Here is a 26,115-nt window from a genome sequence, read left to right as displayed (position 1 = left end):
AGCAGCCCCCTTAAACTGGCAACTGTGATGTGTCAGGTTAATTGAGTCGCTGCTTTGGGGCCTGCTTCGCAGGCCAGCGGGAGCAAGCTCCCTCGCCACAGGGGATCGTGTCTGTCACGGGAGCTGTGGCAGGGCTGATCAAATCTGGATCAACGCCGCCAATTCCCGCTCCAGCTCATCATCATCGGCCAGGTTCAGCTCCACCAGCCGACGCAGGTGGGCGATGGAGTCCAGGTCGATGTGCTCGCAGACAAAGCCCAGGTGGCCGTGATCGTCATGGGTGAGCCTGACTTCCATCTCCACCTTTACCTCATTGCCCAGGTGGATGTAGGCCATAAAGGACTCTTCGACGTTGCCCAGCCAGGGCTGGGGTTTTTCGATCAGCAAGCCCTTGAGGGACAAGTCCAGCAGTTTCACCGGCCAAGTGAACGGGGGCTGGCTCAGCTCGGTCTTGGCATCGAATTTGATTCTTACGAAGCGGCGGCGTTCGCTCATTACGCTTTCCCTCTGAAGATTCACTGACTATAGACCCTACTGGCGCGCCATCGTCACCGTTCGACCGCTGACAGACGAATGTCAGGTATGGCCTTTGCGCGGGTTAGCGCTAAACTCCGATGGCACTCTTTCTTGTCCACCCTGGCTGGAATATAAAAATGAACAACAATAATAGCCTGCTGCGCCATCTACCCTGGCTCCTGCTGGCCGTCACAGGCGCGTGCGCCCTGGGCGTCGTGGCCTTGCGCCGCGGCGAACCCATCAACGCCCTCTGGATCGTCGTCGCAGCCGTGGCCATCTACCTGGTCGCCTACCGCTACTACAGCCTCTTCATCGCCAACAACGTGATGCAACTCGATGCGCGCCGGGCCACCCCCGCCGTGCTCAACAACGATGGCCTGGACTACGTCCCGACCAACAAACACATCCTTTTCGGCCACCACTTCGCGGCCATTGCCGGCGCGGGGCCGCTGGTCGGGCCGGTGCTGGCGGCGCAGATGGGCTACCTGCCCGGCACGCTCTGGCTGATTGCCGGCGTGGTGCTGGCCGGTGCGGTGCAGGACTTCATGGTCCTGTTCCTGTCCACCCGCCGCAACGGGCGCTCCCTGGGCGACATGGTCCGCGAAGAAATGGGCCGCGTCCCCGGCACCATCGCGCTGTTCGGCTGCTTCCTGATCATGATCATCATCCTCGCGGTGCTGGCACTGATCGTGGTCAAGGCCCTGGCCGAGAGCCCATGGGGGATCTTCACGGTGATGGCGACCATCCCGATCGCGATGTTCATGGGCATCTACATGCGCTACATCCGCCCGGGCCGCATCGGTGAAATCTCGCTCATCGGCGTGCTGTTGCTGCTGGGCTCGATCTGGCTCGGCGGGCAAGTGGCCGCAGACCCGGTCTGGGCCCAGGCCTTCACCTTCACCGGCGTGCAAATCACCTGGATGCTGATCGGCTATGGCTTTGTCGCCGCGGTGTTGCCGATCTGGCTGATCCTGGCGCCACGGGACTACCTGTCCACCTTCTTGAAGATCGGCACCATCGTCGCCCTGGCGATCGGCATCCTGGTCACCATGCCCGAGCTGAAAATGCCGGCACTGACCCAGTTCACCGACGGCACCGGGCCGGTGTGGAAGGGCGGGTTGTTCCCGTTCCTGTTCATCACCATCGCCTGTGGCGCGGTCTCGGGTTTCCATGCGCTGATCTCTTCGGGCACCACGCCGAAGATGCTGGATAACGAAGTCAACGCCCGCTACATCGGTTACGGCGGCATGCTGATGGAGTCCTTCGTGGCGATCATGGCCATGGTCGCCGCTTCGGTGATCGAGCCCGGCGTGTACTTTGCCATGAACAGCCCGGCGGCCATCGTCGGCGGTGACGTGGTGGCCGTGGCGCAAACCGTCAGCAGCTGGGGTTTTGCAATCACCCCCGAGGCGCTGCAGGCGGTGGCCAAGGACATCGGCGAAACCACCGTCCTGGCCCGTGCCGGCGGTGCGCCGACCCTGGCGGTCGGTATCGCGCAGATCCTGCACTCGGTGCTGCCGGGTGAGAACACCATGGCGTTCTGGTACCACTTCGCGATTCTGTTCGAAGCGCTGTTCATCCTCACCGCGGTGGACGCCGGCACCCGTGCCGGGCGGTTCATGCTGCAGGACCTGCTGGGCTCGTTCGTGCCGGCGCTCAAGCGTACCGAATCCTGGGCCGCCAACCTGATCGCCACCGCCGGTTGCGTGGCAATGTGGGGCTACCTGCTGTACCAGGGCGTGATCGATCCGCTGGGTGGGATCAACACCTTGTGGCCGCTGTTCGGCATCTCCAACCAGATGCTGGCCGGTATTGCCCTGATGCTCGCCACCGTGGTGCTGATCAAGATGAAGCGCCAGCGCTACGTCTGGGTGACCATGCTGCCGGCGGCCTGGCTGTTGATCTGCACCACCACGGCGGGCCTGATCAAGCTGTTCGACGCCAACCCGGCGATCGGCTTCCTGGCCCTGGCGCGCAAATACAACGATGCCCTGGCCGCCGGCCAGATCCTGGCCCCGGCCAAGAGCATCGAGCAGATGCAGCACGTGGTGTACAACGCCTACACCAATGCCACGCTGACGGTGTTGTTCCTGTTGGTGGTGTTCAGCATCCTGTTCTACGCGCTCAAGGTCGGCATCGCCGCCTGGGGCACGAAAGAACGTACGGACAAGGAAGCACCCTTCCAGGCCGTGCCGGACGCTTGATAGAGGATTGCAACGATGTTCAATGACCTGAGTCGCCTCGGTAAATACCTCGGTCAGGCCGCGCGCTTGATGGTCGGCATGCCCGACTACGACAACTACGTCGAGCACATGCAAGCCAAACACCCGGACAAACCGCTGATGGACTACGAGGCGTTCTTCCGCGAACGCCAAGAGGCCCGTTACGGTGGCAAGGGTGGGCCCAAGTGCTGTTGAAGCACCGCTTGGGTTGAGGTAATCCCCTGTGGGAGCGAGCTTGCTCGCGATGGCGGTGGGTCAGTTAATGATGATGTTGACTGACCCACCGCTATCGCGAGCAAGCTCGCTCCCACAGTTGTTTTGGGGGGGGGTCAACATTTGCATACACCACAGATCCCCTTGTGGGAGCGAGCTTGCTCGCGATGGCGGTGGGTCAGTGAGTGATGATGTTGACTGACCCAACGCATTCGCGAGCAGGCTCGCTCCCACAGTTGTTTTGGGGTGGTTTCAACATTTGCATACACCACAGACTCCCTGTGGGAGCGAGCCTGCTCGCGATGGCGGTGTGTCAGTTCATGATGATGTTGACTGGTCCACCGCTATCGCGAGCAGGCTCGCTCCCCCAGTTGTTTTGGGGTGGTTTCAACATTTGCATACACCACAGATTCCCTGTGGGAGCGAGCTTGCTCGCGATGGCGGTGTGTCAGTGAGTGATGATGTTGACTGATCCACCGCTATCGCGAGCAGGCTCGCTCCCACAGTTGTTTTGGGGTGGTTTCAACATTTGCATACTCCACGGATTCCCTGTGGGAGCGAGCTTGCTCGCGATGGCGGTGTGTCAGTTAATGATAATGTTGACTGACCCAACGCTATCGCGAGCAAGCTCGCTCCCACAAAACCGCTTTCCTTTCAGGCATCAAGGAGATTCAGCTTGTCCTCTCCCATCCCGGTCACCATCCTCAGTGGCTTCCTCGGCGCTGGCAAGACCACGCTGTTGCGCCATCTGCTCAAGGCCGAGCACGGCCTGAAAATCGCCGTGATCGAGAACGAATTCAGTGATGCCGGTATCGATACCCAGCTGCTCGGCGACGAGCCGGTGCAAGTCATGACCCTGGCCAATGGCTGCGTGTGCTGCACCATTCACACCGACCTGACCAAGGCCCTGTACCTGTTGCTCGAACGTCTGGACAGCGGTGAGATCGCCTTCGACCGCTTGGTGATCGAATGCACCGGCCTGGCCGACCCGGCCCCGGTGGCGCAGACGTTCTTCATCGACGAGGACCTGCGCGAGCGCTACATCCTCGACGGGATTCTGACCCTGGTGGATGCTGCTCACGCCGATGTCCACCTGACCCAGGCCATCGCCCAGGCCCAGGTCGGATTTGCCGACCGCCTGCTCCTGAGCAAAACCGATCTGGTGGACGCGGCCCATGTCCAAGCCCTTGGCGAGCGTCTGACGCGCATCAATCGGCGGGCGCCCATCAGGGTGGTTGAACACGGCAAGATCGATCTGGCCGAACTGCTCGATATCCGTGGCTTCAATCTCAATGCGGACCTGGGAGCGGGATTCAGCCTGCGCCCGGTCGGTAAGGCCACCACGGGCGATCGGATCAGCAGCCTCGTGCTGCGCACCGACAAGCCGCTGGATATCGACAAACTCAGCGAATTCATGAACCAGTTGCTGGAAGAGCACGGCAAGCAGTTGCTGCGCTACAAAGGCGTGCTGAACATCGCCGGCGAACCCCGTCGACTGGTGTTCCAGGGCGTACTCAAGCTATATGGTTTCGATTGGGACACCGAATGGGCCCCGGATGAACCTCGGGAGAGCGTGATCGTCTTCATCGCCGACGAACTGCCCGAAGAGAAAATCCGCGCCGGTTTCGAAGCCATCCTGTCTTGATGTCCCGGTCCCGGTCCCGGCGCGGCGGCTGGCGAGCAGCTATGAAAACCAGGCACCTAGGTGTGCCTGGTAGATTGGATCGTTCCTGTGAGGACTGCTTCGCAGTCCAGCGGGGATAAATCCCCCTCGCCACAAAGGGTTACCCTTACACGCCTTCACGCAGGCTCAAGATAAAAGTTATCTTTGACTTTTCTTCAGTCTCGGCAAGATAGAGATAGGGTGAGCCGCGCACTCTTAATCCACCGACATATTTATTAGTCGCGGTCATGAGCGAGACAGGGATGTGCTGGGCGTTAATGTTTTTCCGTGTGACGATGTTTTGCTGATGATCGATAAGGATAAAACGCGTTGGATTAACGGTGTTTGCGTTTTCTGCGCCAAGCACTTCAAGCCAGCTCTTGCTGATCAGTTTGTTATAGTATTCCCCGGGTTTTTTCAAGGTCAGGATGTAGCCATTGGGCGTAGGCCGGAAATGCAGCAACAATTGGCTATGGTCCACGCCCTGGGCTTCGGCGCGCATGCCGAGCAGGTGTGAATGATCATGGGTTTGCGGTTTGCCGGTAAAGAATCCGCCGCTGAAAGAACTGACGGTTGCCATCGCGGGTTTGCCATGCAGCGTTTCAAGTAAATTAACGTGGGCGTCAAACATGCGAAGTGTTGCATGAAAAGATTTTTCACTGTCCATGTGATAAATGAATCCTGTATTGAATTGTGAAGTATGGTGTGGGACGAGCTGGATCTTATTGGTTTATTGGTTGTGGGTGGTGTTATCTGTATTGCAGGAAGTTAAGTGTGGTGGCAGACGTTGAATGTTGTAAGGGCGATTTAGTTAGTTGGCATGGTCTTTTTAAAGGTCAATAAAAAAAGGCCCGCATCGAAAGATGCGGGCCTTTTTTACTGCGGCATGACGGGCTGATTAAGCGCCGTATACCGGCAGCTTCTTGCAGATAGCCTTGACCTTCTCGCGAACGGCGTCGATCACCGCTTCGTTGTTCAGGTCAGCCAGGATGTCGCAGATCCAGCCGGCCAGTTCCTTGCACTCGGCTTCCTTGAAACCACGGGTGGTCACCGCCGGGGTGCCGAAGCGCAGGCCGGAGGTGACGAACGGGGAGCGTGGGTCGTTTGGCACCGAGTTCTTGTTCACGGTGATGAACGCCTTGCCCAGCGCCGCGTCAGCGTCTTTGCCGGAGATGTCCTGCTTGATCAAGGACAACAGGAACAGGTGGTTCTCGGTACCGCCCGACACTACGTCGAAGCCGCGCTCGATGAACACGCCGGCCATGGCCTTGGCGTTCTTCACCACTTGTTGCTGATAAGTCTTGAACTCAGGTTGCAGCGCTTCCTTGAAGCAGATCGCCTTGGCGGCGATCACGTGTTCCAGTGGGCCGCCCTGGGCGCCCGGGAATACGGCGGAGTTCAGCTTCTTCTCGATGTCGGCGTTGGCGCGAGCCAGGATCAGGCCGCCACGTGGACCGCGCAGGGTCTTGTGGGTCGTGGTGGTGACCACGTCGGCGAACGGCACCGGGTTCGGGTAGACGCCAGCGGCGACCAGGCCTGCCACGTGAGCCATGTCCACGAACAGGTAGGCACCGACCTTGTCGGCGATTGCACGGAAACGCGGGAAGTCGAGGATCTGCGAGTACGCCGAGAAGCCGGCCACGATCATTTTTGGCTTGTGCTCGAGGGCCAGGCGCTCGACTTCGTCGTAGTCGATCAGGCCGTTGCCGTCGATGCCGTACTGGATGGCGTTGTACAGCTTGCCCGAGGACGAAACACTGGCGCCGTGGGTCAGGTGACCGCCGTGGGCCAGGCTCATGCCCAGGATGGTGTCACCGGCCGACAGCAGCGCGAGGTAGACGGCAGCGTTGGCCTGGGAACCGGCATGGGGCTGGACGTTGGCGTAATCGGCGCCGAACAGTTCCTTGGCGCGGTCGATGGCCAGTTGCTCGACCACGTCGACGAACTCGCAACCGCCGTAGTAGCGCTTGCCTGGATAGCCTTCGGCGTACTTGTTGGTCAGTACCGAGCCTTGAGCTTCCATCACCGCGGGGCTGGTGTAGTTTTCCGAAGCGATCAGCTCAATGTGCTCTTCCTGGCGCTGAGCTTCTTGCTCCATGGCGGCAAAGAGATCGGCGTCGTACTTGGCAATAGTCAAATCACGGCTGAACATGGCGGTCCTCAAGGATCGGGGCAGAAAAGGGGGGCATTCTAACCCAACCGGTTTTGGAAGGCATATGAAAGGACGTCATGTCGCGGACGAATGGGTTTCACGTGCCATTTTGCGCTGCCTTGGCGGGCCTCATCGCGAGCAAGCTCGCTCCCACAGTTGGACCTGTGTGCCCATCATCCTGTGGGAGCGAGCTTGCTCGCGATGAGGCCACTGCAGGCACCGAAGAACCTCAGTCGAGCATGAACAACGCATCATTGCTGAACTGTGCTTCAAACCGGGTGGCCGGCATCGGTCGGCCGAACAGGTAGCCTTGGACTTCGTCGCAACCGTGTTCGCGCAAGAATTCCAGTTGTTCGTGGGTCTCGACGCCTTCGGCGATCACCGCCAGGTTGAGGCTGTGGGCCATGGCGATGATCGCTCGGGCGATCTGGGCATCCTGTACGCCGGAGGGCAGGCCATCGACAAAGGTGCGGTCGATCTTCAGCACGTCGATGGGGAACTGCTTGAGGTAGTTGAGCGACGAATAGCCAGTGCCGAAGTCATCCACGGCGATGCTCAGGCCCAGGTTTTTCAGGCCGTCCAGGATCTGCATCGCTTCGTTGACTTCACGCATCAGGATACTTTCGGTCAGCTCCAGCTCCAGGCAGGCCGGTGGCAGGCCGGTGTTGCGCAGGATGTTGGCGATTCGCGTGCCGAGTTGGCCGTCGGAGAACTGCCGGGCCGAAATGTTGACCGAGACCTTCGGCACCCGGACCTTGGCCTGGTGCCAGGTCCTGAGTTGCCGGCAGGCCTCGGTGATGACCCAGTCGCCGACGTCCACCACCAGCCCGAGTTCCTCGAGCACCGGGATGAAATCCCCTGGCGGCACCAGTCCACGGCGTGGATGACGCCAGCGCAGCAGGGCTTCGGCGCCGGTCAAGCGTTTGCCATCGCCGCTGAACTGCGGTTGGTAATACAACACGAACTCGTTCTGCTCCAGGGCATGGCGCAGGTCGCTTTCCAGTTCCAGCCGCTCCAGGGCGCTGGCGTTCATGTCGGCTTGATAGAACTGGAAGTTGTTCTTGCCGCGCTCCTTGGCGTGATACATGGCCGTGTCGGCGTTTTTCATCAGTTGGCTCAGCTCGTTGCCATCCTGCGGGCTCAGGGCGATACCGATACTGGCGGTGACGAAGAATTCCCGACCTTCGAGCACGAATGGCCGGACCAGGCTGGCGAGGATCTGCTCGGCTACGGTAATCGCCCGGTTCAGCGCCATTTCCCGGCTGGCCCGAGGTTGCAGCAGCAGGGTGAACTCGTCGCCGCCCATGCGCGCCACGGTGTCGTCGTCGGCCACGCAGCCGAGCAGCCGCGTGGCCATTTCCTTGAGCATCCGGTCGCCAGCGGCGTGGCCCAGGGAGTCGTTGATCGGCTTGAAACGGTCCAGGTCGAGGAACATCAGCACCACCCAGGTCTTCTGCCGCTCGGCCGATTGCAAGGCCGTGTGCAGGCGATCCTGGAACAGCGTGCGGTTGGGCAGGTGGGTCAGGGCGTCGTAGTAGGCCAGGCGATGGATACGCTGCTCGCTGGCCTTGCGTTCGCTGATGTCGCTGAAGAAACACACGTAGCTGGCCAGGTCGCCTTCATCGTCCAGTACTGCGGTGATGCCGACCCAGGCCGGGTAGTGCTCGCCATTGCGGCGCTTGAGCCAGACTTCGCCTTCCCAGGTGCTGTGCTGTTGCAGCTGCTTGAGCACATAGCGCAAGTGAGCTTCCTGCTGGTCGTCCACGGTCAGCATGTTGGGCAACTGGTCCAGCACTTGCGACACCGCGTAACCACTGACGCGGCTGAAGGCTTCGTTGGCCTGGACGATATAGCCAGCCGGGTCGGTGATCAGGATCGCCGAGGTCGAATGCTCGAACACCGTGGCGGCCATGCGCAGGTCTTTTTCAGCCCGCCGCTGCTGGCTGATGTCGCGGCCGACACCGAGCACGCCTTCGAACCCACCGTTGTCATCCCACACCAGCACCAGCCGCAACTCGATGGGGATCTTGCGCCCGTCGGCTCGCAGGCAGTCGAACAGGAACAGCTGGGTTTGCAATTGGTTACGCAGTTCGGCCAGTTGTTCGGGTTTGTCGAGGGCTTTGCTGACCCGGTCCATCAGGGTGTAGATACCGGTCAACTGTTGTGGATTGGCGATGATCGATTGCCAACCGCTCTGGAAGATCAAGTCGGCGCTGTAGCCCAGTACCGCTTGGACCGAAGGGCTGACGTAGTTGAGCGAGAGTTTGTTGTCGGTGGAAAAAATCACGTCACTGATGCTTTCGGCGAGCATCCGGTAGCGTTGCTCGCTGTCACGCAGCGATTCGCTGGCCTCGATCTGCTCGGTGACGTCCTTGGCCACACCGATGATCCGTGTCACCTGGTTGTGTCGGTCCCGGGCCAGTGCCTGTTCGCGAATGTCGAAACACCGCCACTTGCCGTTGCGATGGCGAAAGCGCAGCTGACATTGCAGCAGCTGCGTATACCCGCCGCGCCGTTGTTCCTGGCGCAGGTTATGGTAGTGCTCGGCGTCTTCGCTGTGCAGCAGGATCTCCCAGAAGTACTCGCCCATCTGGTGCAGTTCGGTACGGTCGTACCCCAGGGTCTGGCCCAGGTGATGGTTGCTGAAGATCATCCGCTGGCTGATGACGTCCTGCACGTAGAGATGATCCGGCACGGTACGCACCACGTCGGACCAGAAGCCTTCACGTTCAAGCAGCGAGAGCTCGATCAGCTTGCGACTGGTGATGTCGTTGATGCTCAGGATGACGGCATTATAGTCTTGCTGTTTTTCCGGCAGGCGCAGTACCAGCCACAGGTGTTGATCGCGGCCATGGGCATCCTGGAGCTTGATTTCCAGTTCCAGCTGTTTGTGCGGGTCGAGCAGCGCTTCGAGCAGTTTCGAGCCAATGGGGTTGTTGTCCTGCGTCCCTTCACCGACCAACAGCCGGCGGGCCTCTTCGCAGGAATCGACGTTGAGCAGCTTCAACGCCATCTGATTGACTTCGGTGACGTGTACTTCCTGGCGCAGTTGCTCGAACTGGTGCGCACGTTCCACCCAGGCTCGCAATTGATCGCCATTGTGCAGGCCGGCCCTGTCAAAGAAGGCCTTGAGCCCCGACAGATCAAGCACGCACAGGGCCACGCCGGTGCCTTCGAAAATATCCTGGTAGCGACGACGTTCTTCGTGCAACTGGCGCTGGCGTCGGCGCGTATTCAATAGCGCGAGCACCGGCAGCATCGAAAACGCCAGGCCCAGCAGGCACTTGCCGATGAAGGCCGGTAGCAATTGCTCGATCACCTGGCGCTGGTCGAACAGCCCGCGCAGTTGCCAGTCACTGCTGCTCAGGGGCACGGTCAGTACGGTGTTGCTCAGGTCATCCGGCGATAGGCGGCCAGGGCTGGCTGAGATCAGCCCTTCGTCGCGACTGATGATCTGCTGGTTAAGGCGGTTTTCCACCAGCCATAACGGACGCATGCCCACATCGGCCTGTTTGGTCAGGGTCGAGAAAAAGCTCGGGGTCAGGCGCAAGGCCCAGTAACCGCGGGTGCTGCCAGTGGCCTGGTGCAGCAGCAGATGCACCACGGAGCCGTCTTCGGCATTGCTGAAATAGTGCGCCTGGGCACGACTGCGGCGCACCAGTTCACTCAGGTAATCGGCGTCCCGGCTGTCGGCAGCGCTGTCACTGAGCACCTTGCCGGACGGGCTCAGCAACGCCAGGCTGCGCAGCTCGGGCAACGATTGCTGGAGTTTGCGCAACAGGGCCTGCTGTTCGTCGGCCGTTTGCGGTTGTTCGACGATCGGTAGCAAATTGAGGGCGATTTGCGCGTTCAGGGCCATGTTAAGGCTGACTTGCGCGGCCAGGTCGGCGGTGTATTCGATGGTGTATTGACGCTGTTGCTGCTGGGTTTCGCGCAGTTGGTCGAGCAATAGCCAGAAGAGCAATCCGAGCAGCACCAGCACCAGCATGGCCAGCGCGCTCTTCAGCGTCCCGCGCAGGGGCGCGCCTGGCACAGCAGTCGGTGCTCGTGGGGACAGGGGCGGCGTGACGTTGGACAAGCTGGAATCCTGCAGTTTGCTGGACTGGCGCGCGTGCACTATAAGCCGGACGCCCGGAGGGCGGCTAGCATGCCTTGCCTTGTGGCAAAGTGCCAGTCCTCGATGGCTGGACCTTGACTGACGGTTGAGGTAGCTTTGCCGGTCAAACAAGAGCGCTCCGGCTCCAGACCCCCAGGCTTGAACTGCCCGCAGGCATTGATAACGATCAAGTGCCGGCGCCGCGCATGGCCTGGCTCGTTCTTTTCACCTGTCACTGACGCTAGGTTCACCATGGCTCAATACGTCTTCACCATGCATCGGCTGAGCAAAGTTGTTCCGCCGAAGCGGGAAATCCTGAAAAACATTTCACTCTCGTTCTTCCCCGGCGCCAAGATCGGCGTCCTCGGTCTCAACGGCTCGGGTAAGTCCACGCTGCTGAAAATCATGGCCGGCGTCGACAACGAGTTCGATGGCGAAGCCCGTCCGATGCCGGACCTGAACATCGGCTACCTGCCTCAAGAGCCTCTGCTTGACCCGACCAAGACCGTACGTGAAGTAGTCGAGGAAGCGGTCAGCGTGATCAAGGATGCCCAGGCGCGCCTGGACGAGGTCTACGCCGCCTACGCCGAGCCGGATGCCGACTTCGACAAGCTGGCCGCCGAACAGGCCAAGCTTGAAGCGATCCTGCAGGCCAGCGATGGCCACAACCTGGACCGCCAGCTGGAAGTCGCCGCCGATGCGTTGCGCCTGCCCGCCTGGGACGCGAAGGTCGAACACCTGTCCGGCGGTGAAAAACGCCGCGTGGCCCTGTGCCGGCTGCTGCTGTCCGCCCCGGACATGCTGCTGCTCGACGAACCGACCAACCACTTGGACGCCGATTCCGTCGCCTGGCTCGAACACTTCCTGCACGATTTCCCGGGCACCGTGGTCGCGATCACGCACGACCGTTACTTCCTGGACAACGTCGCTGGCTGGATCCTGGAACTGGACCGCGGCGCGGGCATTCCGTACGAGGGCAACTATTCGGGCTGGCTGGAAGCCAAGTCCGATCGTCTGGCCCAGGAATCCAAGCAGCAGTCGGCCCACGAAAAAGCCATGAAGGACGAATTGGAGTGGGTGCGCAAAGGCGCCAAGGCCCGCCAGTCCAAATCCAAGGCACGTTTGCAGCGTTTCGAGGAAATGCAGTCCCAGGAATTCCAGAAACGCAGCGAAACCAACGAGATCTACATCCCGGCCGGTCCGCGCCTGGGCGACAAGGTCATCGAGTTCAAGAATGTCACCAAGGGCTATGGCGACCGCGTGCTGATCGACAACCTGTCGTTCTCCATGCCCAAGGGCGCAATCGTCGGTGTGATCGGCGGTAACGGTGCGGGTAAATCCACGTTGTTCCGCATGTTGATGGGCAAGGAAACCCCGGACTCGGGCACCATCGAAGTCGGTGAAACCGTGCAACTGGCCTGCGTCGACCAGAGCCGCGAAGACCTGGACGGCAGCAAGACCGTGTTCCAGCAGATTTCCGACGGCTCCGACCAGATCCGCATCGGCAACTATGAAATCCCGTCGCGCACTTACGTGGGCCGCTTCAACTTCAAGGGCGGCGACCAGCAGAAGTTCGTCAAGGACCTGTCCGGTGGTGAGCGCGGTCGTCTGCACCTGGCGTTGACCTTGAAGGAGGGCGGCAACGTCCTGCTGCTCGACGAACCGTCCAACGACCTTGACGTCGAAACCCTGCGCTCCCTGGAAGAAGCCCTGCTGGACTTCCCGGGCGCCGCCATTGTGATCTCCCACGATCGGTGGTTCCTCGACCGTGTGGCGACCCACATCCTGGCGTACGAAGACGATTCGCAAGCGGTGTTCTTCGAAGGCAACTACACCGAGTACGAAGCCGATCGCAAGAAGCGCCTCGGCGAAGCGGCTGCCCAGCCGCACCGGGTACGGCACAAGAAACTGGCCTGATCCGGTTGGTTGCATGAAAAAACGGAGCCTTCGAAGGCTCCGTTTTTTATGGGGGGCAATCAATCACTGTGGGAGCGAGCTTGCTCGCAATGACGGTGGCACATTCAGCGTTGATGCAAACTGACCCACCGCTATCGCGAGCAAACTCACTCCCACAGGGTTTTTGGTTGTCTATGCAGGCATCGCAAAATCAAGCGAGAGTATGTTGGGGAGGGTCGGATCCATTGCATATAGCAAGGCATAACCCGCGCCCGTAATGCCGGTGAGCAGACTGACGTCGGGCACCCGGTCGCTGTCGAGCGATGGTCCTTCAAAAAACTGCTGGGCTATGTCGCCAAGCGCCTCCCGGACCCTGCGCATGCCTTCAGGGGTATCTGAATGCCGATACAAGTCATACAGGCAGATCAGATTGCCGAAATCGCCATGGCAAAGGTTATAGCCCTCGCCAAAGCCGTGCTGCCAGAGATTGCTCTCACATCGCTGTATGTCGTCGAGCACCGTCTGCCTGGTCGCTTCGTCCAAGGCATCTCCCATGGATTTCATCAGCTGGCGCCTGGCGATGAGGATGCCTCCGTCGCCGTGGCACCACTTGGACGTATGGTCCGCAGGCCCGAGGTTTCGCAGGTCCAGCCAGAAACCGTCCCGACTCAAGCGGTTTTCGCCCTTGAGCACCTGGATGGCCAAGGGCACCAAAGCCGCATCGCCGGTCACGTCATAGGCTTTGCACAATGCATGGATGACGCCCGAGAGGCCGTGGGATAAGCCCGTCAAAATGACGGAGCGATCATCCCGCCGCAGAAGCTGACCGTCTTCAATCAGGACTTGATCCTTTATGTAGTCGACCATGCGTCGGATGGCCGGCAGCACGTCCTCCTGCGCAGATAACGCATGGATATTGGCCAGTAGCGTCACCGCCCCACAACAGCCGCCCAGGAAGTCGAAATCATAGTCTTCAGGAGGGACTTCAATCAGTTGGGTCAGCAGGCCGGCGATTTTTTCATCGTGTTTCGGATCTTCCGTTATTTGCCGACGATTGATCAGCAGATAGAGATAAGCCCCCAGCCCGTGATAGGCACTGACGGTCAAATCGGTTTTGAAAAAGCCAAAGCGTTGTTCCAGGGAGTACAGGACCTGATCCATGCGCGACAGGAAGTGCGGTTTGCCGCTCACTTTGAACAGGCTCAGATAAAACAGGCCAATCCCGGCGATACCAGAGTAAAGCCCGTGATCCATGGGGGACGGGTATTTTCTCTGAGTCGTGGGGTGCGTATGGAAAGACAGCCAGCTTACATCCTCTGCTGTGCCCACTACCGCGAGTTCCTCAAGGCGGGAACTGATGCTCACTATCGCGTCGAGTCTGTCCGTTTGTGGGCGCTGTTCAAGGTTCGTCAGTGTCTGGGTGATACGGGAGGGTGGACGTCCATTCGGTTCTGGGAACAAACAGATTTCGAGTAAGGTGCGTTGCAAGGCCCAGTCATTCCGGGACAGGTTGGCTATTTTCTGTAGACAGCTTTTTATCGGTTGCTCCACGGCCGCCATTTCTACGGGTTCACCCTGTGCGCTCATAAAATAGTTAGCGTTCAGAGGCATGGTAAAACACGGAATACTGGATTTTTGCAGATCGGCTATTTCATGGCGAGGAATGCCCTTTTCCCGATAGGGTTCTTTCAAATCTTTCCACAGCGTGGCGAGTAGAAGTTCCCTGTCGAGCATGTTTTGCATAAAGCGTGGGTGGCGGCTCAGCCCGATAAAATCAGCGTAGCGCTGGGAATTTTTGAGCAATACCCGGGTTGACAGTTCGCCCGCGGATTGTTCAAGCATCTGCATGATTGCGCGCCGATGAACCATCAGTTCGCCATAGGCATATTCAAAGCCTTGGAAGAGTTCTGCTTTATAAGCTTCAGGTCCCTTGCGCTCAGCCTGTAAAAGCGGCAGATGTTTTTGCATCAGATGGTGTTCGAATTCAACTTTACGCAGGTGGTAAAAGCCAGCCTCGAAAACCAGGGAGTGGCGGGTAGAGATGAATAGCGCTTGCCGGGTCAGACCGCTTTGGTCGTTATTGAGTTGTTGTGAAAAGGGTACAAAGCCGCTAGAACAGACTGACTGCTGGACCCATTTGAAGCTATTGGACAGTGCGCAGCCAGTGGGCAGGTCAGTGAACAGGTCGCTGGTGGAAGCCGTGAACAAACACTCGAGGTCAATCATGACCGGACTGTTGCCGCACGCAATAATATTTTCGTAGTGGAAGTCGATCCCATTCAACGCATGAATGACGGCTATTTGTGCTCCCATTTTTTTATAGAACAGCTCAATGTCTGTTTCGCTATCGCAAGGCAGGTTGTCGACTTCTTCTACCCAACTATGTCGTTCGCGACTGAGAATGCTTGGCGCGTGGATAGAAAAACAATCCGCGCCTGTCCACTCACGCAACTGCCCAAGAAGACGATAGAAAAAAAGCGCCTCCCGGCTTGCTCTTGGCTTGTAGATCAGTGAAACCGTACACGTTTTCACTTGGCAGACCGTTTCGCCACGACCGTGGGGGTCACCCAGGCCGAGCTCAATAGCATCGATTTTCCGAGACGGGATCGAAAACTCTGCCTCCAACGATTCAGCATCGTCGGCGAAGTTGTGAACGACCGTATAAAGGTAATGAATGGTGTCTTCCAGCAGATCAAACAGCAGTGTTGCCAGCACTGGGTAGGATTCGAAAAACTTCAGCAACGGCAACGTGCGCAATTGCTCATTGAATCCGCTCAAGTCAATGTCATCGCCGTTCGCAATCCGCGTATTCAGATAATGGACAAGGCTTTGTTCTGACGTGCGTCCGACTCGGGCCAGGACATAGCGTTCAAGGCTTGCAAACAAAGCGGGTTCATCAATGTATATTGACGCATTGCAGTAGCGCTCGTCGGCCTTGAATGTGTCGATGAAATAAAGAAAAAAACGATAGCCGAACCAATAAAAATTGTCTTTGCTGCTCGAGCTTATTTTCGCTTCGACATTAATGCTGTCGAGGTGAATAAGCTTTTCCTTCAAGGTGCTCAAGGTGGTTTTGCCATCGGCGGGCAAGTGCTGCTGGTTGATGGGTTCCTTGATATACGAGACCAGCTGTTCCCTGTTCAGCCCAAAGTGATTCAGCAAGGATTGGTCATCAGTATGCAGGCGGGTCAGGTTGTTTTCAAAAAGGGCGATGTCGCTGCCGGAGGCGTACCTATACTTCCCTCGCTGATCCAACTTCAAAGCGTTAACAAGCATGCCGTATCTCCTGACATGGATAGAGCAGGCGCTGCCTGCTCTATGTTTATAGGTGTTGCCTGTTTCGATATCAGTTAAGCGGGATTAACAGCCAAGGGTCGAACAGCCAATGTTGGTGCACGTTCCAAAGGTGTTACATTCCATTGTCGTCGCGAGCATCCCCGCGATGTTGTTGGCAGGCGCTTGATAAGCGTTGAACTCGAGATAGAAGTCACCGGACATGTTCAGGATCTTTTCGCTCATGGTATTTCCTCATCAGTTATTAAGCATCGCGTGCAGCGATTTATGGTCAAACGGAAGCCAGTCACTGCGTCCGAACTGCAGGATGTCAAATAAAGTCATTTATGAATGGGATTAGGGATATCAAAGTCGTCCAGCGTAGGTTGACTTTGAAAGGCTGGGATTTAGCACAAAAGAGCGGTGCACTCTGCGGTGCCGCACTCGACAATGGTCAGCGCTGCTGACTCAATACCGCGACTGTTAACTTGCTGGTAGGACTTGAAGTCACCGTCGAAGTCACCTGACATGGCCAGTATTTGTTCGCTCATCATGTTTCTCCTCTACTGTTGTTGCACCCTGTTTTGGCGCGGGGAAAACAGTAGCATGCTCCTGAACTAACACAAACATGTCGTTATGACCTTATGTTGCGGTTACATGTTGCTACAGGCATGTAATGTGCTGTTCCCACGCTCTAGCGCTAGAGGCTTTAACGCTCTTTATGCGACCCTGTTGGAAATGTTTTATTTTTTATCATTGTACTAACAAGCGCCGGCCGCCTAGTCCATTAATCAACCTCTATCGCAACGACTTCAATGGCGAGATTCCCGACAGGTCGCTCCCAGATCACCTCATCCCCAGCCTTCGCCCCCAGCAACGCCCGCCCCAGGGGGGAGCCCCAGTTGATCAGCCCACTCGCCGCATCGGCCTGGTCTTCACCCACCAATTGCACTCGCTGTTGCTGATCGTGCTCATCGACAAAGGTCACCCAATGCCCGATGCGCACCTGTTCCGCTGACGTCGGCGCAACGACCTGCGCGCTTTGCAAGCGTTGGTTGAAATAGCGCAGGTCCCGTTCGATGTCGGCGATGCGCTGTTTGTCTGACTGATCTTTCCTGGCGGTCTGCTGGCTGTGCAACGCCTGCAACTCGGCGACCCGGGCCTGCAATTGAGCAAACCCGCTGGGGGTGACGTAATTGGGTTGCGCACTGACCTGGCGTTCGACCGGCTGATCGGCCTGGGCAGCGGCGTTGTCTTCGTTGACGAAAGCGCGGCTCATGGTGTTCTCCTCTATTGGAGCTTGGGCCATGGTGGCAGGCTTTTGGTTTCGATGGATATCTGTACGCGACTCACGGCGAGCGGTACGCCCGGCCGGCGTCCCGATCCTTCTCTTGTTGCCAGGCCCGTTCGTGGTCATCCCAATGACGCTCGCGGTAGGCATTACGCTCTTCGCTTTCGCGCATGGCCTGGCACTGACGGAAACCATCGCTCCAGCCTTCGGCGTAGTGCGGGTCCTTGAGATAGCGCGGCACGTCTTTCCTGAACTGTCCGGTGATCACCCCGGCCGCTTGCCGGCCGCTGCTGCAACCGTCGTCGTAACCGTCGGCGAACGCTGGTGGATAACCTCGGGCGATCAGGTCTTCATGGGTGGTTTCACAGCCGCCGAGCAGCATCAACACACCCAGTACCACTGCCGTGCGCCTCATTTGTGCCTTCCCGCCATATCCGCTTATACGAGAAGTCTAGAGGCGGATTCGTCAGGCCGATGTGAAAGCCCTGTGATTAATCCGTTTGTCCCTGTGCGCGTGCAGAGACGCCTCGGTCAATAGTGATACCACTTCACCTCGAGCATCACCTCGTTCTCCGGCGAAGCCAATTGGCTGAATTCCCGCTGGGCACTCAAGCGCAGGCCGAGGTTGCGGGACAATTCCCATTGTTGATTCAGGCTCAGGCTACGGCGCACTTCGCCGTTGACGAAATAGTCGCCCTTGGCTTCCAGGCTCAGGTTGCCCAACGGATTTTTCCACAGCACCCCGCTGTTGAAACCGGCGGCCGGGGCGATGAACTGGGCGAAGTCATTGTTGTGCTCGACCCGCACCGTGCCCAGCGCAAAGCCCAGGACATCTTCGCCCAGCGCCCAGGTACCACCGGCGCCGCCATTGACGTGGCTGACCAAGGTTTCATCGTCGTGTTTGCCCGGCACCCGCTCCAGGCCCCCGGTAACCTGCCAGGACAGCGGTTGCAGCAGCTCGTTGCGCGGGGTCAGGGAACGAATAGTCGCCAGGTCCAGTTGCTGCAACTGCCAGTCATTGCCTTCGTACTGACGCAGTTTCAATTGGAGAATTTCGATCTGCGCGCCCAGGGGGAAGCTCTCGGCGTTGTCGTTGAGGTCGTGGTAGGCCATGCGCAAGCCATACTCACCGAACGCCCGGTCGCCCCGGGTGCCGAGGCCGGCCTGCCAGGTGCGCGATTCATGGCCATCCTCGGGCAGGCCGGGTTGCGGGATGTCGAGTTCCGGCGCGGGGTTCTGGTTGATTGCGCGCAACAGTTCGAAGCTGCGTTGGGAACGTTGCGGATCGCGTTCCTGGCCGTTGGCGCGATAGCGCTCCAGACGATACGCCGCATCGATGATCAGCGCCTGGCGCGCCCGTGGCAGCGCTTTGAATGCAGGGGCTTGCAGTTGCTGCTGGTCGGCGCTGACCTTCAGCACCCATTGTTGCTCGTCGTCGGTGAGCGGTTCGGCGCGACTGAGCAGTTCCCGTTCCCGGGACGGCCGATAGTCGATGCTCTCCACCAGTCCGGCTTCTTTCACGGCCTTGACGGTGTCGGTGGGAATCGCCGTCAGCGGGAATTGTTCGGTCAGGCGCAGGCTGGGGCGGGCCACTTGGAGCAATTCGAGCAGGCGATAGGAACAGTTTTCGTCGAAGAAGAAATAGTCGAACTGAATCTGCTTGAGTTCCCAGACGTGTTCGACCATGCGCTCGGTTTCCGCCTGGCTCAGGTTGAGGCGGTATTCCCACAGGTCGCGGTTCTCCAGGCTACGGTATTCGGAGAGTTTTTCCTGGTACGGCACCAGGGCGAACAGGCCGGGATAGCCGCCCATCAGGCCTTTCCAGGCGTAGAGGATGCTGTTGTCCGAGCCTTCGATGTAGGCGCCGAAATTGATCGCATAGCTGAGCAGGGCTGTCTTGTCGCTTTGCACATCGGCCTGGTCGATGCGCAGCAAGGTATGGCCGAACATCGAAGAAGGGCTGTTCAGGTACGCGGCCGGGAAAATCATCACCGCGCTGTGGGGCGACACGTCCTTGAACCACTGGGTGAATTCGCTGCAATCGATGGCCGGCAGGTCCGTCAGCTTGAGCTGCGCCTTGAGCCAGCGCGTTCGCGCCGGGAACACGCACTGGGCGTGCTGCTGGCCGGCGCTGGCCGGGCCATACAGGGCTTGCAGCGTGGCGGTCAGCTCACGGTCGGGGTGTTCATTGCCGTCGGGCGCGAGGAAGAATTTCCTGTCGCTGACATAGCTGCGCCAGCCGCCAAGCTTGGCGGTTTCGTAGTGGCCCAGGGAAATCCAGAAGCGGTCGTTGGCCAGTTGCTGCAAACGTTGAGGGTCGACATGAGGCGCGGCGGACAGCGGGGCGCACACACAGAGCGCCAGCCAGGCAAGGCGTTTGAGCATAGTCGGCTACTTGGAAAGTCGAAAATAAAAGACCGAAAGGGGCCCCAAAAAGAAAAACCCGCTCCCCGAGAGGAGCGAGTGGTACCGAGCTTAAGCTTGAGTTGCGTACTTGGCCAGGCGAGGATCGCTTTTCAGTACAGCCAGAGTGTTGGTATGCACGTCTTCGGCAGTCACGTCAGCCTTGCTGAAGATCTGCTGGAAGTGCTCGTGAGTGACGGCAGAGAAATGCGCACGGTCTTCCGGCGCCACGCCCAGTACCACGGCGTAGGTGGTCAGTGCTTCGCCCTGACCCTTGGCCATGTCTTCGGACAGCTCGTTCATCATGCCATTCATGGCCAGCCAGGACTTGCCACCGTAGGTCAGCGCCGCGTTGGTCGAGCAGCCGTTGGTGCCGGAGGTCATGCCGAAGGTAGCGTTACCGGAGGTGCCGTTGGTGGTGGATGCCAGGAAGTGAGCTGGAGTGCCACGCTGACCTTCGAACAGCATGTTGCCCCAGCCGCAATCCGGGCCGCCCGGCGCCTGGGCCATGGCGTTGAGGGATACAGCGGTGAAGAGAGTACCGAGAAGAATCCGTTTCATAGCTATGTTCTCTTTATGTGCATACCAATGGACAGGGTCTGGCCCCTACAGCTGCCAGTGGGCTGGTTATATTCCAGCCGCGCAATTTGGAGTTTAGGCACGATCCAAGGGTTCCGTGACATTTTGCAAAAACTATCCTTCAAGTCCCGAATTTACTGAGCCCCGCCCGGGGTATGTCCCTCGACTATGCTTTGGCCTGAGGCGCTCCTTGCCAGTCAGGTGCGGGGGACGCCAGAATGCCGTTATCTGCCCCGCCTGATGTAAGGAAGCCCGATGCCTGATCCTGTTGCTGCCAGCTTGCGTCTAGCGCCCGAAGCGCTGACCCGTCCGTTTTCCGCTGAACAGTTCAGCTTCTCTACCACCAATGATCTGGAGCCTTTCCGCGGTGTGCTTGGCCAGGAACGTGCGGTCGAAGCATTGCAGTTCGGCGTGGCCATGCCGCGCCCCGGTTACAACGTATTTGTCATGGGCGAGCCCGGCACTGGCCGGTTTTCGTTCGTCAAACGCTATCTCAAGGCCGAAGGCAAGCGCCTGCAAACCCCGGCCGACTGGGTCTATGTCAACAACTTCGATGAGCCTCGCGAACCCCGGGCCCTTGAGCTGCCCTCGGGTACTGCCGGGGCTTTCATCGCCGATATCAACGGCCTGATCGACAACCTGTTGGCGACCTTTCCGGCGGTGTTCGAGCACCCGTCCTACCAGCAGAAAAAAAGCGCCATCGACCGCGCGTTCAACCAGCGCTACGACCGTGCGCTCGATGTGATCGAGCGCCTGGCATTGGAGAAAGATGTCGCGCTGTACCGTGACAGCACCAACATCGCTTTCACGCCAATGAGCGAAGGCAAGGCGCTGGATGAGGCGGAATTCGCCCAGTTGCCGGAGGCCGAGCGCGAACGTTTCCATGACGACATTTCCGGCCTCGAAGAGCGTCTGAACGAAGAACTCGCCAGCCTGCCGCAGTGGAAGCGCGAGTCCAGCAACCAGTTGCGCCAGCTCAACGAAGAAACCATCACCTTGGCCCTGCAACCCTTGCTGGCGCCGCTGTCGGAAAAATACGCGGAGAACGCGGCGGTCTGCGGATACTTGCAGGCGATGCAGGTGTACCTGCTCAAGACCGTGGTCGAGCAACTGGTGGACGACAGCAAGACCGACGCCATCGCCCGCAAGCTGCTGGAAGAACAGTACGCACCGAGCCTGGTAGTGGGGCATCCGTTCAGTGGTGGCGCCCCGGTGGTGTTCGAGCCGCACCCGACCTACGACAACCTGTTCGGCCGCATCGAATACAGCACCGACCAGGGGGCGCTCTACACCACGTATCGGCAGCTGCGTCCGGGTGCGCTTCATCGGGCAAACGGTGGTTTTCTGATTCTCGAAGCTGAAAAAATGCTCAGTGAGCCGTTCGTGTGGGATGCGCTCAAGCGCGCCCTGCAATCGCGCAAGCTGAAAATGGAATCGCCGCTGGGTGAGCTGGGTCGTTTGGCCACGGTGACCCTGACGCCGCAGCACATTCCGTTGCAGGTCAAGGTCGTGATCATCGGCGCCCGCCAGCTCTACTACACGTTGCAGGACCTGGATCCGGACTTTCAGGAAATGTTCCGCGTGCTGGTGGACTTCGACGAAGACATCCCGATGGGCGACGAGAGCCTGGAGCAGTTCGCCCAGTTGCTCAAGACCCGCACTTCGGAAGAAGGCATGGCCCCGCTGACCGCCGATGCGGTGGCGCGCCTGGCCACCTACAGTGCTCGCCTGGCCGAGCACCAGGGGCGCTTGTCGGCGCGGATCGGAGACCTGTTCCAGCTGGTCAGCGAGGCGGATTTCATTCGTCAGCTGGCCGGTGACGAGATGACCGACGCCGGCCACATCGAACGCGCCCTCAAGGCCAAGGCCACGCGCACCGGGCGTGTCTCGGCACGGATCCTCGACGACATGCTGGCGGGGATCATCCTGATCGACACCGACGGCGCGGCGGTGGGTAAATGCAACGGGTTGACGGTGCTCGAGGTCGGCGACTCGGCGTTCGGTGTGCCGGCGCGGATTTCCGCCACGGTGTATCCGGGTGGCAGCGGGATCGTCGACATCGAGCGGGAGGTCAACCTTGGCCAGCCGATCCACTCCAAGGGCGTGATGATCCTCACGGGTTACCTGGGTAGCCGTTATGCCCAGGAATTTCCGCTGGCGATCTCCGCCAGCATCGCCCTGGAACAGTCCTACGGCTATGTGGATGGCGACAGCGCCTCCCTGGGCGAGGCGTGCACGCTGATTTCGGCCCTGTCGAAGACGCCGTTGAAGCAATGCTTCGCCATCACCGGCTCGATCAACCAGTTCGGTGAAGTGCAGGCGGTGGGGGGGGTCAACGAGAAGATCGAAGGCTTCTTCCGCCTCTGCGAAGCCCGTGGGCTGACCGGTGAACAAGGGGCGATCATTCCCCAGGCCAACGTCGCTACCCTGATGCTCGACGAGAAAGTGCTGGCCGCCGTGCGCGCCGGGCAATTCCACGTCTATGCCGTGCGCCAGGCCGACGAAGCCTTGAGCCTGCTGGTGGGCGAGCCTGCCGGTGAACCGGATGAAAATGGCGAGTTTCCTGAGGGCAGCGTCAACGCACGGGTGGTGGAGCGGCTGCGGGTCATCGCCGAGATGATCAGCGAAGACGACATCAAGGAAGCGGAAAAGGAACTGGCGCAGCAGGCGTTGGCGGAGGCCAAGCCGGCCTGATTGCTGCATTCCATGTGGGGCCCTGTGGGAGCGAGTTTGCTCGCGATAGCGGAATTTCAGTCACTCATCAGTCGACTGTCACACCGCTATCGCGAGCAAGCTCGCTCCCACAATTTTATTTGGGCTATTTCAAAAAAAACGCCGCCACTTTGGCGTCAATATTCACACTATGACCGCTCGGCGTATTCTGGTCTCGGAAACCCTTGCGCCCGGAACTTTTCTTCTATCCTCAGCTCAAGGATAACGAGAGTCATCATTGGATCGAAACAGCCTCCTCAAGGGGCTGAATACCGGATCTACCGAGGGGCGCCGCCATGTCGCGCAACCTTTGCCTCACTCGTCAATGCCTGGGCCTTGTCACCCGTATCGAATGTGCCATCCGCCCACTCGCGGGAGATACCGGTATGTGGACCGTGCTCTTCGCCGCCGGAATGGCCGGTGAACAACCTTCCGCCATCAAGGCCCAGGGCCCGTTTCCTGGTCCGAACGCCGCGGAATCGATCCTCGATACCATCGTCCAGACCCTGACCACACACGGTTATACGTTGGCCGACGATCCGCAAATCTGGTGCCTGCACATGCAGGCTCAATTGCGTGAGATCAACGGCGGTCGTTATCGCAGTATCGACGGCTTCGAGTTTCGCCCGCTGCATTGAGGGCGTCGTCGCACAGGCATCGGCTGTAAAGTTTTGAAATAAGGGCTCGAGCCAAGGACAGGCCCGGCGTTTATGGGGCCGGCCGCGGCTGATATACTCGCCGCGATTTTTCAGCCCTGGTGAGATTCAATGGAACGCTTTATCGAAAATGCAATGTACGCCTCCCGTTGGCTGCTGGCGCCGATCTACTTCGGGCTGTCCCTGGGCTTGCTGGCCCTGGCGCTGAAATTTTTCCAGGAAGTCTTTCACGTCATCCCCAACGTGTTTGCCATGGCCGAATCCGAGCTGATCCTGGTGCTGCTGTCGCTGATCGACATGGCGCTGGTGGGCGGGCTGCTGGTGATGGTGATGATCTCCGGCTACGAAAACTTCGTCTCGCAACTGGACATCGCCGACGACAAGGAAAAGCTCAACTGGTTGGGCACCATGGACTCTTCATCGCTGAAGATGAAAGTCGCGGCCTCGATCGTGGCCATTTCCTCCATTCACCTGCTGCGCATTTTCATGGACGCCAAGAACGTCGATCCCGAACACCTGATGTGGTACGTGATCATCCACATGACGTTCGTGGTCTCGGCATTTGCCATGGGCTACCTGGATAAGCTGACCAAGCACTGAGATCGTTTCATCGCCTTGGCGCGGCGCCCGCCTGCAGAGAGGCAGGCGGGCGTTGTCGTTTCTGGGCGGCGCTTTGAAGCGGGGGCTCGTCACCCGCCCCGGCATCTGTGCTAGTCTGCTCGCCCTTTTGGTTCCGGGCGCTCCGGGAGGCGCTGTGTCACGCACGGCAATTTCCCGAGCCGTCCGCACAGCGGAGCAGCATCATGTCCGAAGTTAACCTGTCCACCGACGAAACCCGCGTCAGCTACGGCATTGGCCGTCAGTTGGGCGACCAGCTGCGCGACAACCCGCCACCGGGCGTCAGCCTGGACGCGATCCTGGCCGGCCTGACCGACGCTTTCGCCGGCAAGCCAAGCCGTGTGGGCCAGGACGAGATGTCCGCCAGCTTCAAAGTCATCCGCGAAATCATGCAGGCCGAAGCAGCCGCCAAGGCTGAAGCCGCCGCTGGCGAAGGCCGTGCGTTCCTGGCTGAAAATGCCAAGCGCGACGGCATCACCACTTTGGCTTCGGGCCTGCAGTTCGAAGTGCTGACCCAGGGCGAAGGCGCCAAGCCGTCCCGTGAAGACCAGGTGCGTACCCATTACCACGGTACCCTGATCGACGGCACTGTGTTCGACAGCTCCTACGATCGTGGCCAGCCTGCCGAATTCCCGGTGGGCGGCGTGATTCCTGGCTGGACCGAGGCACTGCAATTGATGAACGCCGGCAGCAAATGGCGCCTGTATGTGCCGAGCGAACTGGCTTACGGCGCTCAAGGCGTTGGCAGCATCCCGCCGCACAGCGTACTGGTATTCGACGTCGAGTTGCTGGACGTGCTGTAAGGCATCAACGCTTGAACAAGCTCTTGTGGGAGCGAGCTTGCTCGCGAAAGCGGAGGGTCAGACGACATCTTGTCAGCTGATACGCCGCCATCGCGAGCAAGCTCGCTCCCACAGGGTTTGCCTGCTTCATCCGTGAAACCTGCCATTGAAATCACTCGTCGGGCGCAACGCCCGGGCATAACAGAACAGGAACAGATTGCGCACCAGCTCCTTGAGCACCAGCGGTTCGCTGGAATTGAGGCTGCTGAGGTCCAGATCCCCTTGGTCCTGCAACTCGCTCAGGGCTTCTTCTTCAAGCACTGCACAGACTTCCCCGGTTTCCCGATGCAGGATCCGGAGGTAGGGATGTGGGCGGTCCAGCCAGGCATCGATCAAATAAGTCATGGTTCTCATCTCCTTGATGGGTTCGATGAGAATAATTCTTATTCGCTAAATAGCAAGTCTCTATTGGTGGTCCGATTCGTTTTCTGACGGTGGGTCGTGACGGGTCAGACCGACTGAGGCTTGGCTGTGTGCGGAAAACGGGGGCTGAAGCGGGGAGGGCGAAGCACCATCCCACGCGCGCGCGCGGGATGGAATACACAAGGCTCAGACCTTTCTGACGAACTCGGACTTGAGCTTCATCGGGCCGATGCCGTCGATCTTGCAGTCGATGTCGTGGTCGCCATCGCACAGGCGGATGTTCTTGACCTTGGTGCCGACCTTGACCACCAGCGATGTGCCCTTGACCTTGAGATCCTTGATCACGGTGATGGTGTCGCCGTCCTGCAGGACGTTGCCGACCGAATCTTTCTTCACGGTGTCATCGGACGCCGCTTCAGCTTCGCCGCTGGCAGACCATTCGTGGGCGCACTCCGGGCAGACCAGTTGAGTACCGTCTTCGTAGGTGTATTCGGAATTGCATTTCGGGCAGGGAGGCAACGTGCTCACTAAGGTTCCTTGGGTATCAGGAGGGCAAAAGGGCGCACATTATATAGGGTTTTGTTATCGAAATGGGGTGTACGCGGTCCTGTGGCGAGGGA

21 protein-coding genes are annotated in these 26,115 nt (G+C 59.3%); 8 read left to right on the top strand and 13 right to left on the bottom strand.

Annotation, left to right across the window (positions count from 1 at the left end; all coding sequences use genetic code 11):
- Positions 1-138 precede the first annotated feature (138 nt).
- Positions 139-495: a PilZ domain-containing protein gene (locus tag QNH97_RS24510; protein ID WP_283554284.1), complete on the bottom strand. Its 357-nt coding sequence runs from the start codon at positions 493-495 to the stop codon at positions 139-141.
- Between the two features lie 158 nt (positions 496-653).
- Here QNH97_RS24510 and QNH97_RS24505 point away from each other — a divergent pair, with 158 nt between their 5' ends.
- The 3 genes from QNH97_RS24505 (at position 654) to yjiA (ending at position 4,596) form a co-directional block, all read left to right on the top strand.
- Entirely contained in the window at positions 654-2,720 is a 2,067-nt protein-coding gene (locus QNH97_RS24505) for a carbon starvation CstA family protein (protein ID WP_283554283.1), read from the top strand.
- Between the two features lie 15 nt (positions 2,721-2,735).
- Positions 2,736-2,933, top strand: a complete 198-nt coding sequence (locus tag QNH97_RS24500; protein ID WP_283554282.1) for a YbdD/YjiX family protein — start codon at positions 2,736-2,738, stop codon at positions 2,931-2,933.
- Between the two features lie 694 nt (positions 2,934-3,627).
- Positions 3,628-4,596, top strand: coding sequence for a GTPase (yjiA, locus tag QNH97_RS24495; RefSeq protein WP_283554281.1), 969 nt, complete (start codon positions 3,628-3,630; stop codon positions 4,594-4,596).
- Positions 4,597-4,741: 145 nt separating this feature from the next.
- Here yjiA and QNH97_RS24490 read toward each other — a convergent pair whose 3' ends face one another.
- The 3 genes from QNH97_RS24490 to QNH97_RS24480 all read right to left on the bottom strand — a co-directional run bounded on the left by QNH97_RS24490 (position 4,742) and on the right by QNH97_RS24480 (position 10,844).
- Entirely contained in the window at positions 4,742-5,281 is a 540-nt protein-coding gene (locus tag QNH97_RS24490; RefSeq protein WP_283554280.1) for a hypothetical protein, read from the bottom strand.
- A 231-nt stretch (positions 5,282-5,512) separates the two neighbouring features.
- Positions 5,513-6,766: a serine hydroxymethyltransferase gene (gene glyA / locus QNH97_RS24485; protein ID WP_283554279.1), complete on the bottom strand. Its 1,254-nt coding sequence runs from the start codon at positions 6,764-6,766 to the stop codon at positions 5,513-5,515.
- Positions 6,767-6,995: 229 nt separating this feature from the next.
- Complete coding sequence (locus QNH97_RS24480) at positions 6,996-10,844, bottom strand: sensor domain-containing protein (RefSeq protein ID WP_283554278.1); 3,849 nt, start codon at positions 10,842-10,844, stop codon at positions 6,996-6,998.
- A 270-nt stretch (positions 10,845-11,114) separates the two neighbouring features.
- Here QNH97_RS24480 and ettA point away from each other — a divergent pair, with 270 nt between their 5' ends.
- Positions 11,115-12,779 carry an energy-dependent translational throttle protein EttA gene (ettA, locus tag QNH97_RS24475; protein ID WP_283554277.1) on the top strand — a complete coding sequence of 555 codons (1,665 nt, stop codon included), beginning with the start codon at positions 11,115-11,117 and terminating at the stop codon, positions 12,777-12,779.
- A gap of 171 nt (positions 12,780-12,950) precedes the next feature.
- Here ettA and lanM read toward each other — a convergent pair whose 3' ends face one another.
- From lanM to QNH97_RS24440, 7 genes are all read right to left on the bottom strand, one after another.
- On the bottom strand, positions 12,951-16,034 hold the full coding sequence (gene lanM, locus QNH97_RS24470) for a type 2 lanthipeptide synthetase LanM (RefSeq protein WP_283554276.1): 3,084 nt from the start codon (positions 16,032-16,034) through the stop codon (positions 12,951-12,953).
- An 84-nt stretch (positions 16,035-16,118) separates the two neighbouring features.
- Entirely contained in the window at positions 16,119-16,277 is a 159-nt protein-coding gene (locus QNH97_RS24465; protein ID WP_283554275.1) for a hypothetical protein, read from the bottom strand.
- Positions 16,278-16,438: 161 nt separating this feature from the next.
- A complete protein-coding gene (locus QNH97_RS24460; RefSeq protein ID WP_283554274.1) occupies positions 16,439-16,582 on the bottom strand; it encodes a hypothetical protein in 144 nt (47 codons plus the stop codon).
- 236 nt (positions 16,583-16,818) lie between these two features.
- On the bottom strand, positions 16,819-17,310 hold the full coding sequence (locus QNH97_RS24455) for a GreA/GreB family elongation factor (protein WP_283554273.1): 492 nt from the start codon (positions 17,308-17,310) through the stop codon (positions 16,819-16,821).
- Positions 17,311-17,380: 70 nt separating this feature from the next.
- Entirely contained in the window at positions 17,381-17,737 is a 357-nt protein-coding gene (locus tag QNH97_RS24450; protein ID WP_283554272.1) for a hypothetical protein, read from the bottom strand.
- A gap of 116 nt (positions 17,738-17,853) precedes the next feature.
- The gene (locus tag QNH97_RS24445) at positions 17,854-19,707 is read right to left on the bottom strand and encodes an Lnb N-terminal periplasmic domain-containing protein (protein ID WP_283554271.1); all 1,854 of its coding nucleotides are present in this window, start codon (positions 19,705-19,707) and stop codon (positions 17,854-17,856) included.
- A 90-nt stretch (positions 19,708-19,797) separates the two neighbouring features.
- Positions 19,798-20,286, bottom strand: coding sequence for a DUF3015 domain-containing protein (locus tag QNH97_RS24440; protein ID WP_057451579.1), 489 nt, complete (start codon positions 20,284-20,286; stop codon positions 19,798-19,800).
- Between the two features lie 273 nt (positions 20,287-20,559).
- Between QNH97_RS24440 and QNH97_RS24435 the strand changes: the two genes are divergently transcribed.
- The 4 genes from QNH97_RS24435 (at position 20,560) to bamJ (ending at position 25,093) form a co-directional block, all read left to right on the top strand.
- Positions 20,560-22,998, top strand: a complete 2,439-nt coding sequence (locus QNH97_RS24435; protein ID WP_283554270.1) for a Lon protease family protein — start codon at positions 20,560-20,562, stop codon at positions 22,996-22,998.
- A 314-nt stretch (positions 22,999-23,312) separates the two neighbouring features.
- Positions 23,313-23,654: a PA4575 family protein gene (locus QNH97_RS24430; RefSeq protein ID WP_283554269.1), complete on the top strand. Its 342-nt coding sequence runs from the start codon at positions 23,313-23,315 to the stop codon at positions 23,652-23,654.
- A gap of 129 nt (positions 23,655-23,783) precedes the next feature.
- Positions 23,784-24,272, top strand: coding sequence for a TIGR00645 family protein (locus QNH97_RS24425; RefSeq protein ID WP_283554268.1), 489 nt, complete (start codon positions 23,784-23,786; stop codon positions 24,270-24,272).
- A gap of 203 nt (positions 24,273-24,475) precedes the next feature.
- Positions 24,476-25,093: a BamJ family beta-barrel-assembly machinery protein gene (bamJ, locus tag QNH97_RS24420; RefSeq protein ID WP_283554267.1), complete on the top strand. Its 618-nt coding sequence runs from the start codon at positions 24,476-24,478 to the stop codon at positions 25,091-25,093.
- A gap of 126 nt (positions 25,094-25,219) precedes the next feature.
- Here bamJ and QNH97_RS24415 read toward each other — a convergent pair whose 3' ends face one another.
- Both QNH97_RS24415 and QNH97_RS24410 read right to left on the bottom strand, forming a co-directional pair.
- Complete coding sequence (locus QNH97_RS24415; RefSeq protein WP_283554266.1) at positions 25,220-25,477, bottom strand: PA4570 family protein; 258 nt, start codon at positions 25,475-25,477, stop codon at positions 25,220-25,222.
- A gap of 204 nt (positions 25,478-25,681) precedes the next feature.
- On the bottom strand, positions 25,682-26,023 hold the full coding sequence (locus QNH97_RS24410; protein WP_053123983.1) for a zinc ribbon domain-containing protein YjdM: 342 nt from the start codon (positions 26,021-26,023) through the stop codon (positions 25,682-25,684).
- Positions 26,024-26,115: the final 92 nt, after the last annotated feature.

Source organism: Pseudomonas sp. G2-4 (assembly GCF_030064125.1).
Classification (GTDB): Bacteria; Pseudomonadota; Gammaproteobacteria; order Pseudomonadales; family Pseudomonadaceae; genus Aquipseudomonas.
This window is presented reverse-complemented; position numbering and strand designations above follow the sequence as displayed.

What these genes read in the sequence shown, in the direction of transcription:
- QNH97_RS24510 (WP_283554284.1), bottom strand. Translation starts at nt 495, where the DNA reads ATGAGCGAACGCCGCCGCTTCGTAAGAATCAAATTCGATGCCAAGACC.
- QNH97_RS24505 (WP_283554283.1), top strand. Translation starts at nt 654, where the DNA reads ATGAACAACAATAATAGCCTGCTGCGCCATCTACCCTGGCTCCTGCTG.
- QNH97_RS24500 (WP_283554282.1), top strand. Translation starts at nt 2,736, where the DNA reads ATGTTCAATGACCTGAGTCGCCTCGGTAAATACCTCGGTCAGGCCGCG.
- QNH97_RS24490 (WP_283554280.1), bottom strand. Translation starts at nt 5,281, where the DNA reads ATGGACAGTGAAAAATCTTTTCATGCAACACTTCGCATGTTTGACGCC.
- glyA (WP_283554279.1), bottom strand. Translation starts at nt 6,766, where the DNA reads ATGTTCAGCCGTGATTTGACTATTGCCAAGTACGACGCCGATCTCTTT.
- ettA (WP_283554277.1), top strand. Translation starts at nt 11,115, where the DNA reads ATGGCTCAATACGTCTTCACCATGCATCGGCTGAGCAAAGTTGTTCCG.
- lanM (WP_283554276.1), bottom strand. Translation starts at nt 16,034, where the DNA reads ATGCTTGTTAACGCTTTGAAGTTGGATCAGCGAGGGAAGTATAGGTAC.
- QNH97_RS24465 (WP_283554275.1), bottom strand. Translation starts at nt 16,277, where the DNA reads ATGAGCGAAAAGATCCTGAACATGTCCGGTGACTTCTATCTCGAGTTC.
- QNH97_RS24460 (WP_283554274.1), bottom strand. Translation starts at nt 16,582, where the DNA reads ATGAGCGAACAAATACTGGCCATGTCAGGTGACTTCGACGGTGACTTC.
- QNH97_RS24455 (WP_283554273.1), bottom strand. Translation starts at nt 17,310, where the DNA reads ATGAGCCGCGCTTTCGTCAACGAAGACAACGCCGCTGCCCAGGCCGAT.
- QNH97_RS24450 (WP_283554272.1), bottom strand. Translation starts at nt 17,737, where the DNA reads ATGAGGCGCACGGCAGTGGTACTGGGTGTGTTGATGCTGCTCGGCGGC.
- QNH97_RS24445 (WP_283554271.1), bottom strand. Translation starts at nt 19,707, where the DNA reads ATGCTCAAACGCCTTGCCTGGCTGGCGCTCTGTGTGTGCGCCCCGCTG.
- QNH97_RS24440 (WP_057451579.1), bottom strand. Translation starts at nt 20,286, where the DNA reads ATGAAACGGATTCTTCTCGGTACTCTCTTCACCGCTGTATCCCTCAAC.
- QNH97_RS24435 (WP_283554270.1), top strand. Translation starts at nt 20,560, where the DNA reads ATGCCTGATCCTGTTGCTGCCAGCTTGCGTCTAGCGCCCGAAGCGCTG.
- QNH97_RS24430 (WP_283554269.1), top strand. Translation starts at nt 23,313, where the DNA reads ATGTCGCGCAACCTTTGCCTCACTCGTCAATGCCTGGGCCTTGTCACC.
- QNH97_RS24425 (WP_283554268.1), top strand. Translation starts at nt 23,784, where the DNA reads ATGGAACGCTTTATCGAAAATGCAATGTACGCCTCCCGTTGGCTGCTG.
- bamJ (WP_283554267.1), top strand. Translation starts at nt 24,476, where the DNA reads ATGTCCGAAGTTAACCTGTCCACCGACGAAACCCGCGTCAGCTACGGC.
- QNH97_RS24415 (WP_283554266.1), bottom strand. Translation starts at nt 25,477, where the DNA reads ATGACTTATTTGATCGATGCCTGGCTGGACCGCCCACATCCCTACCTC.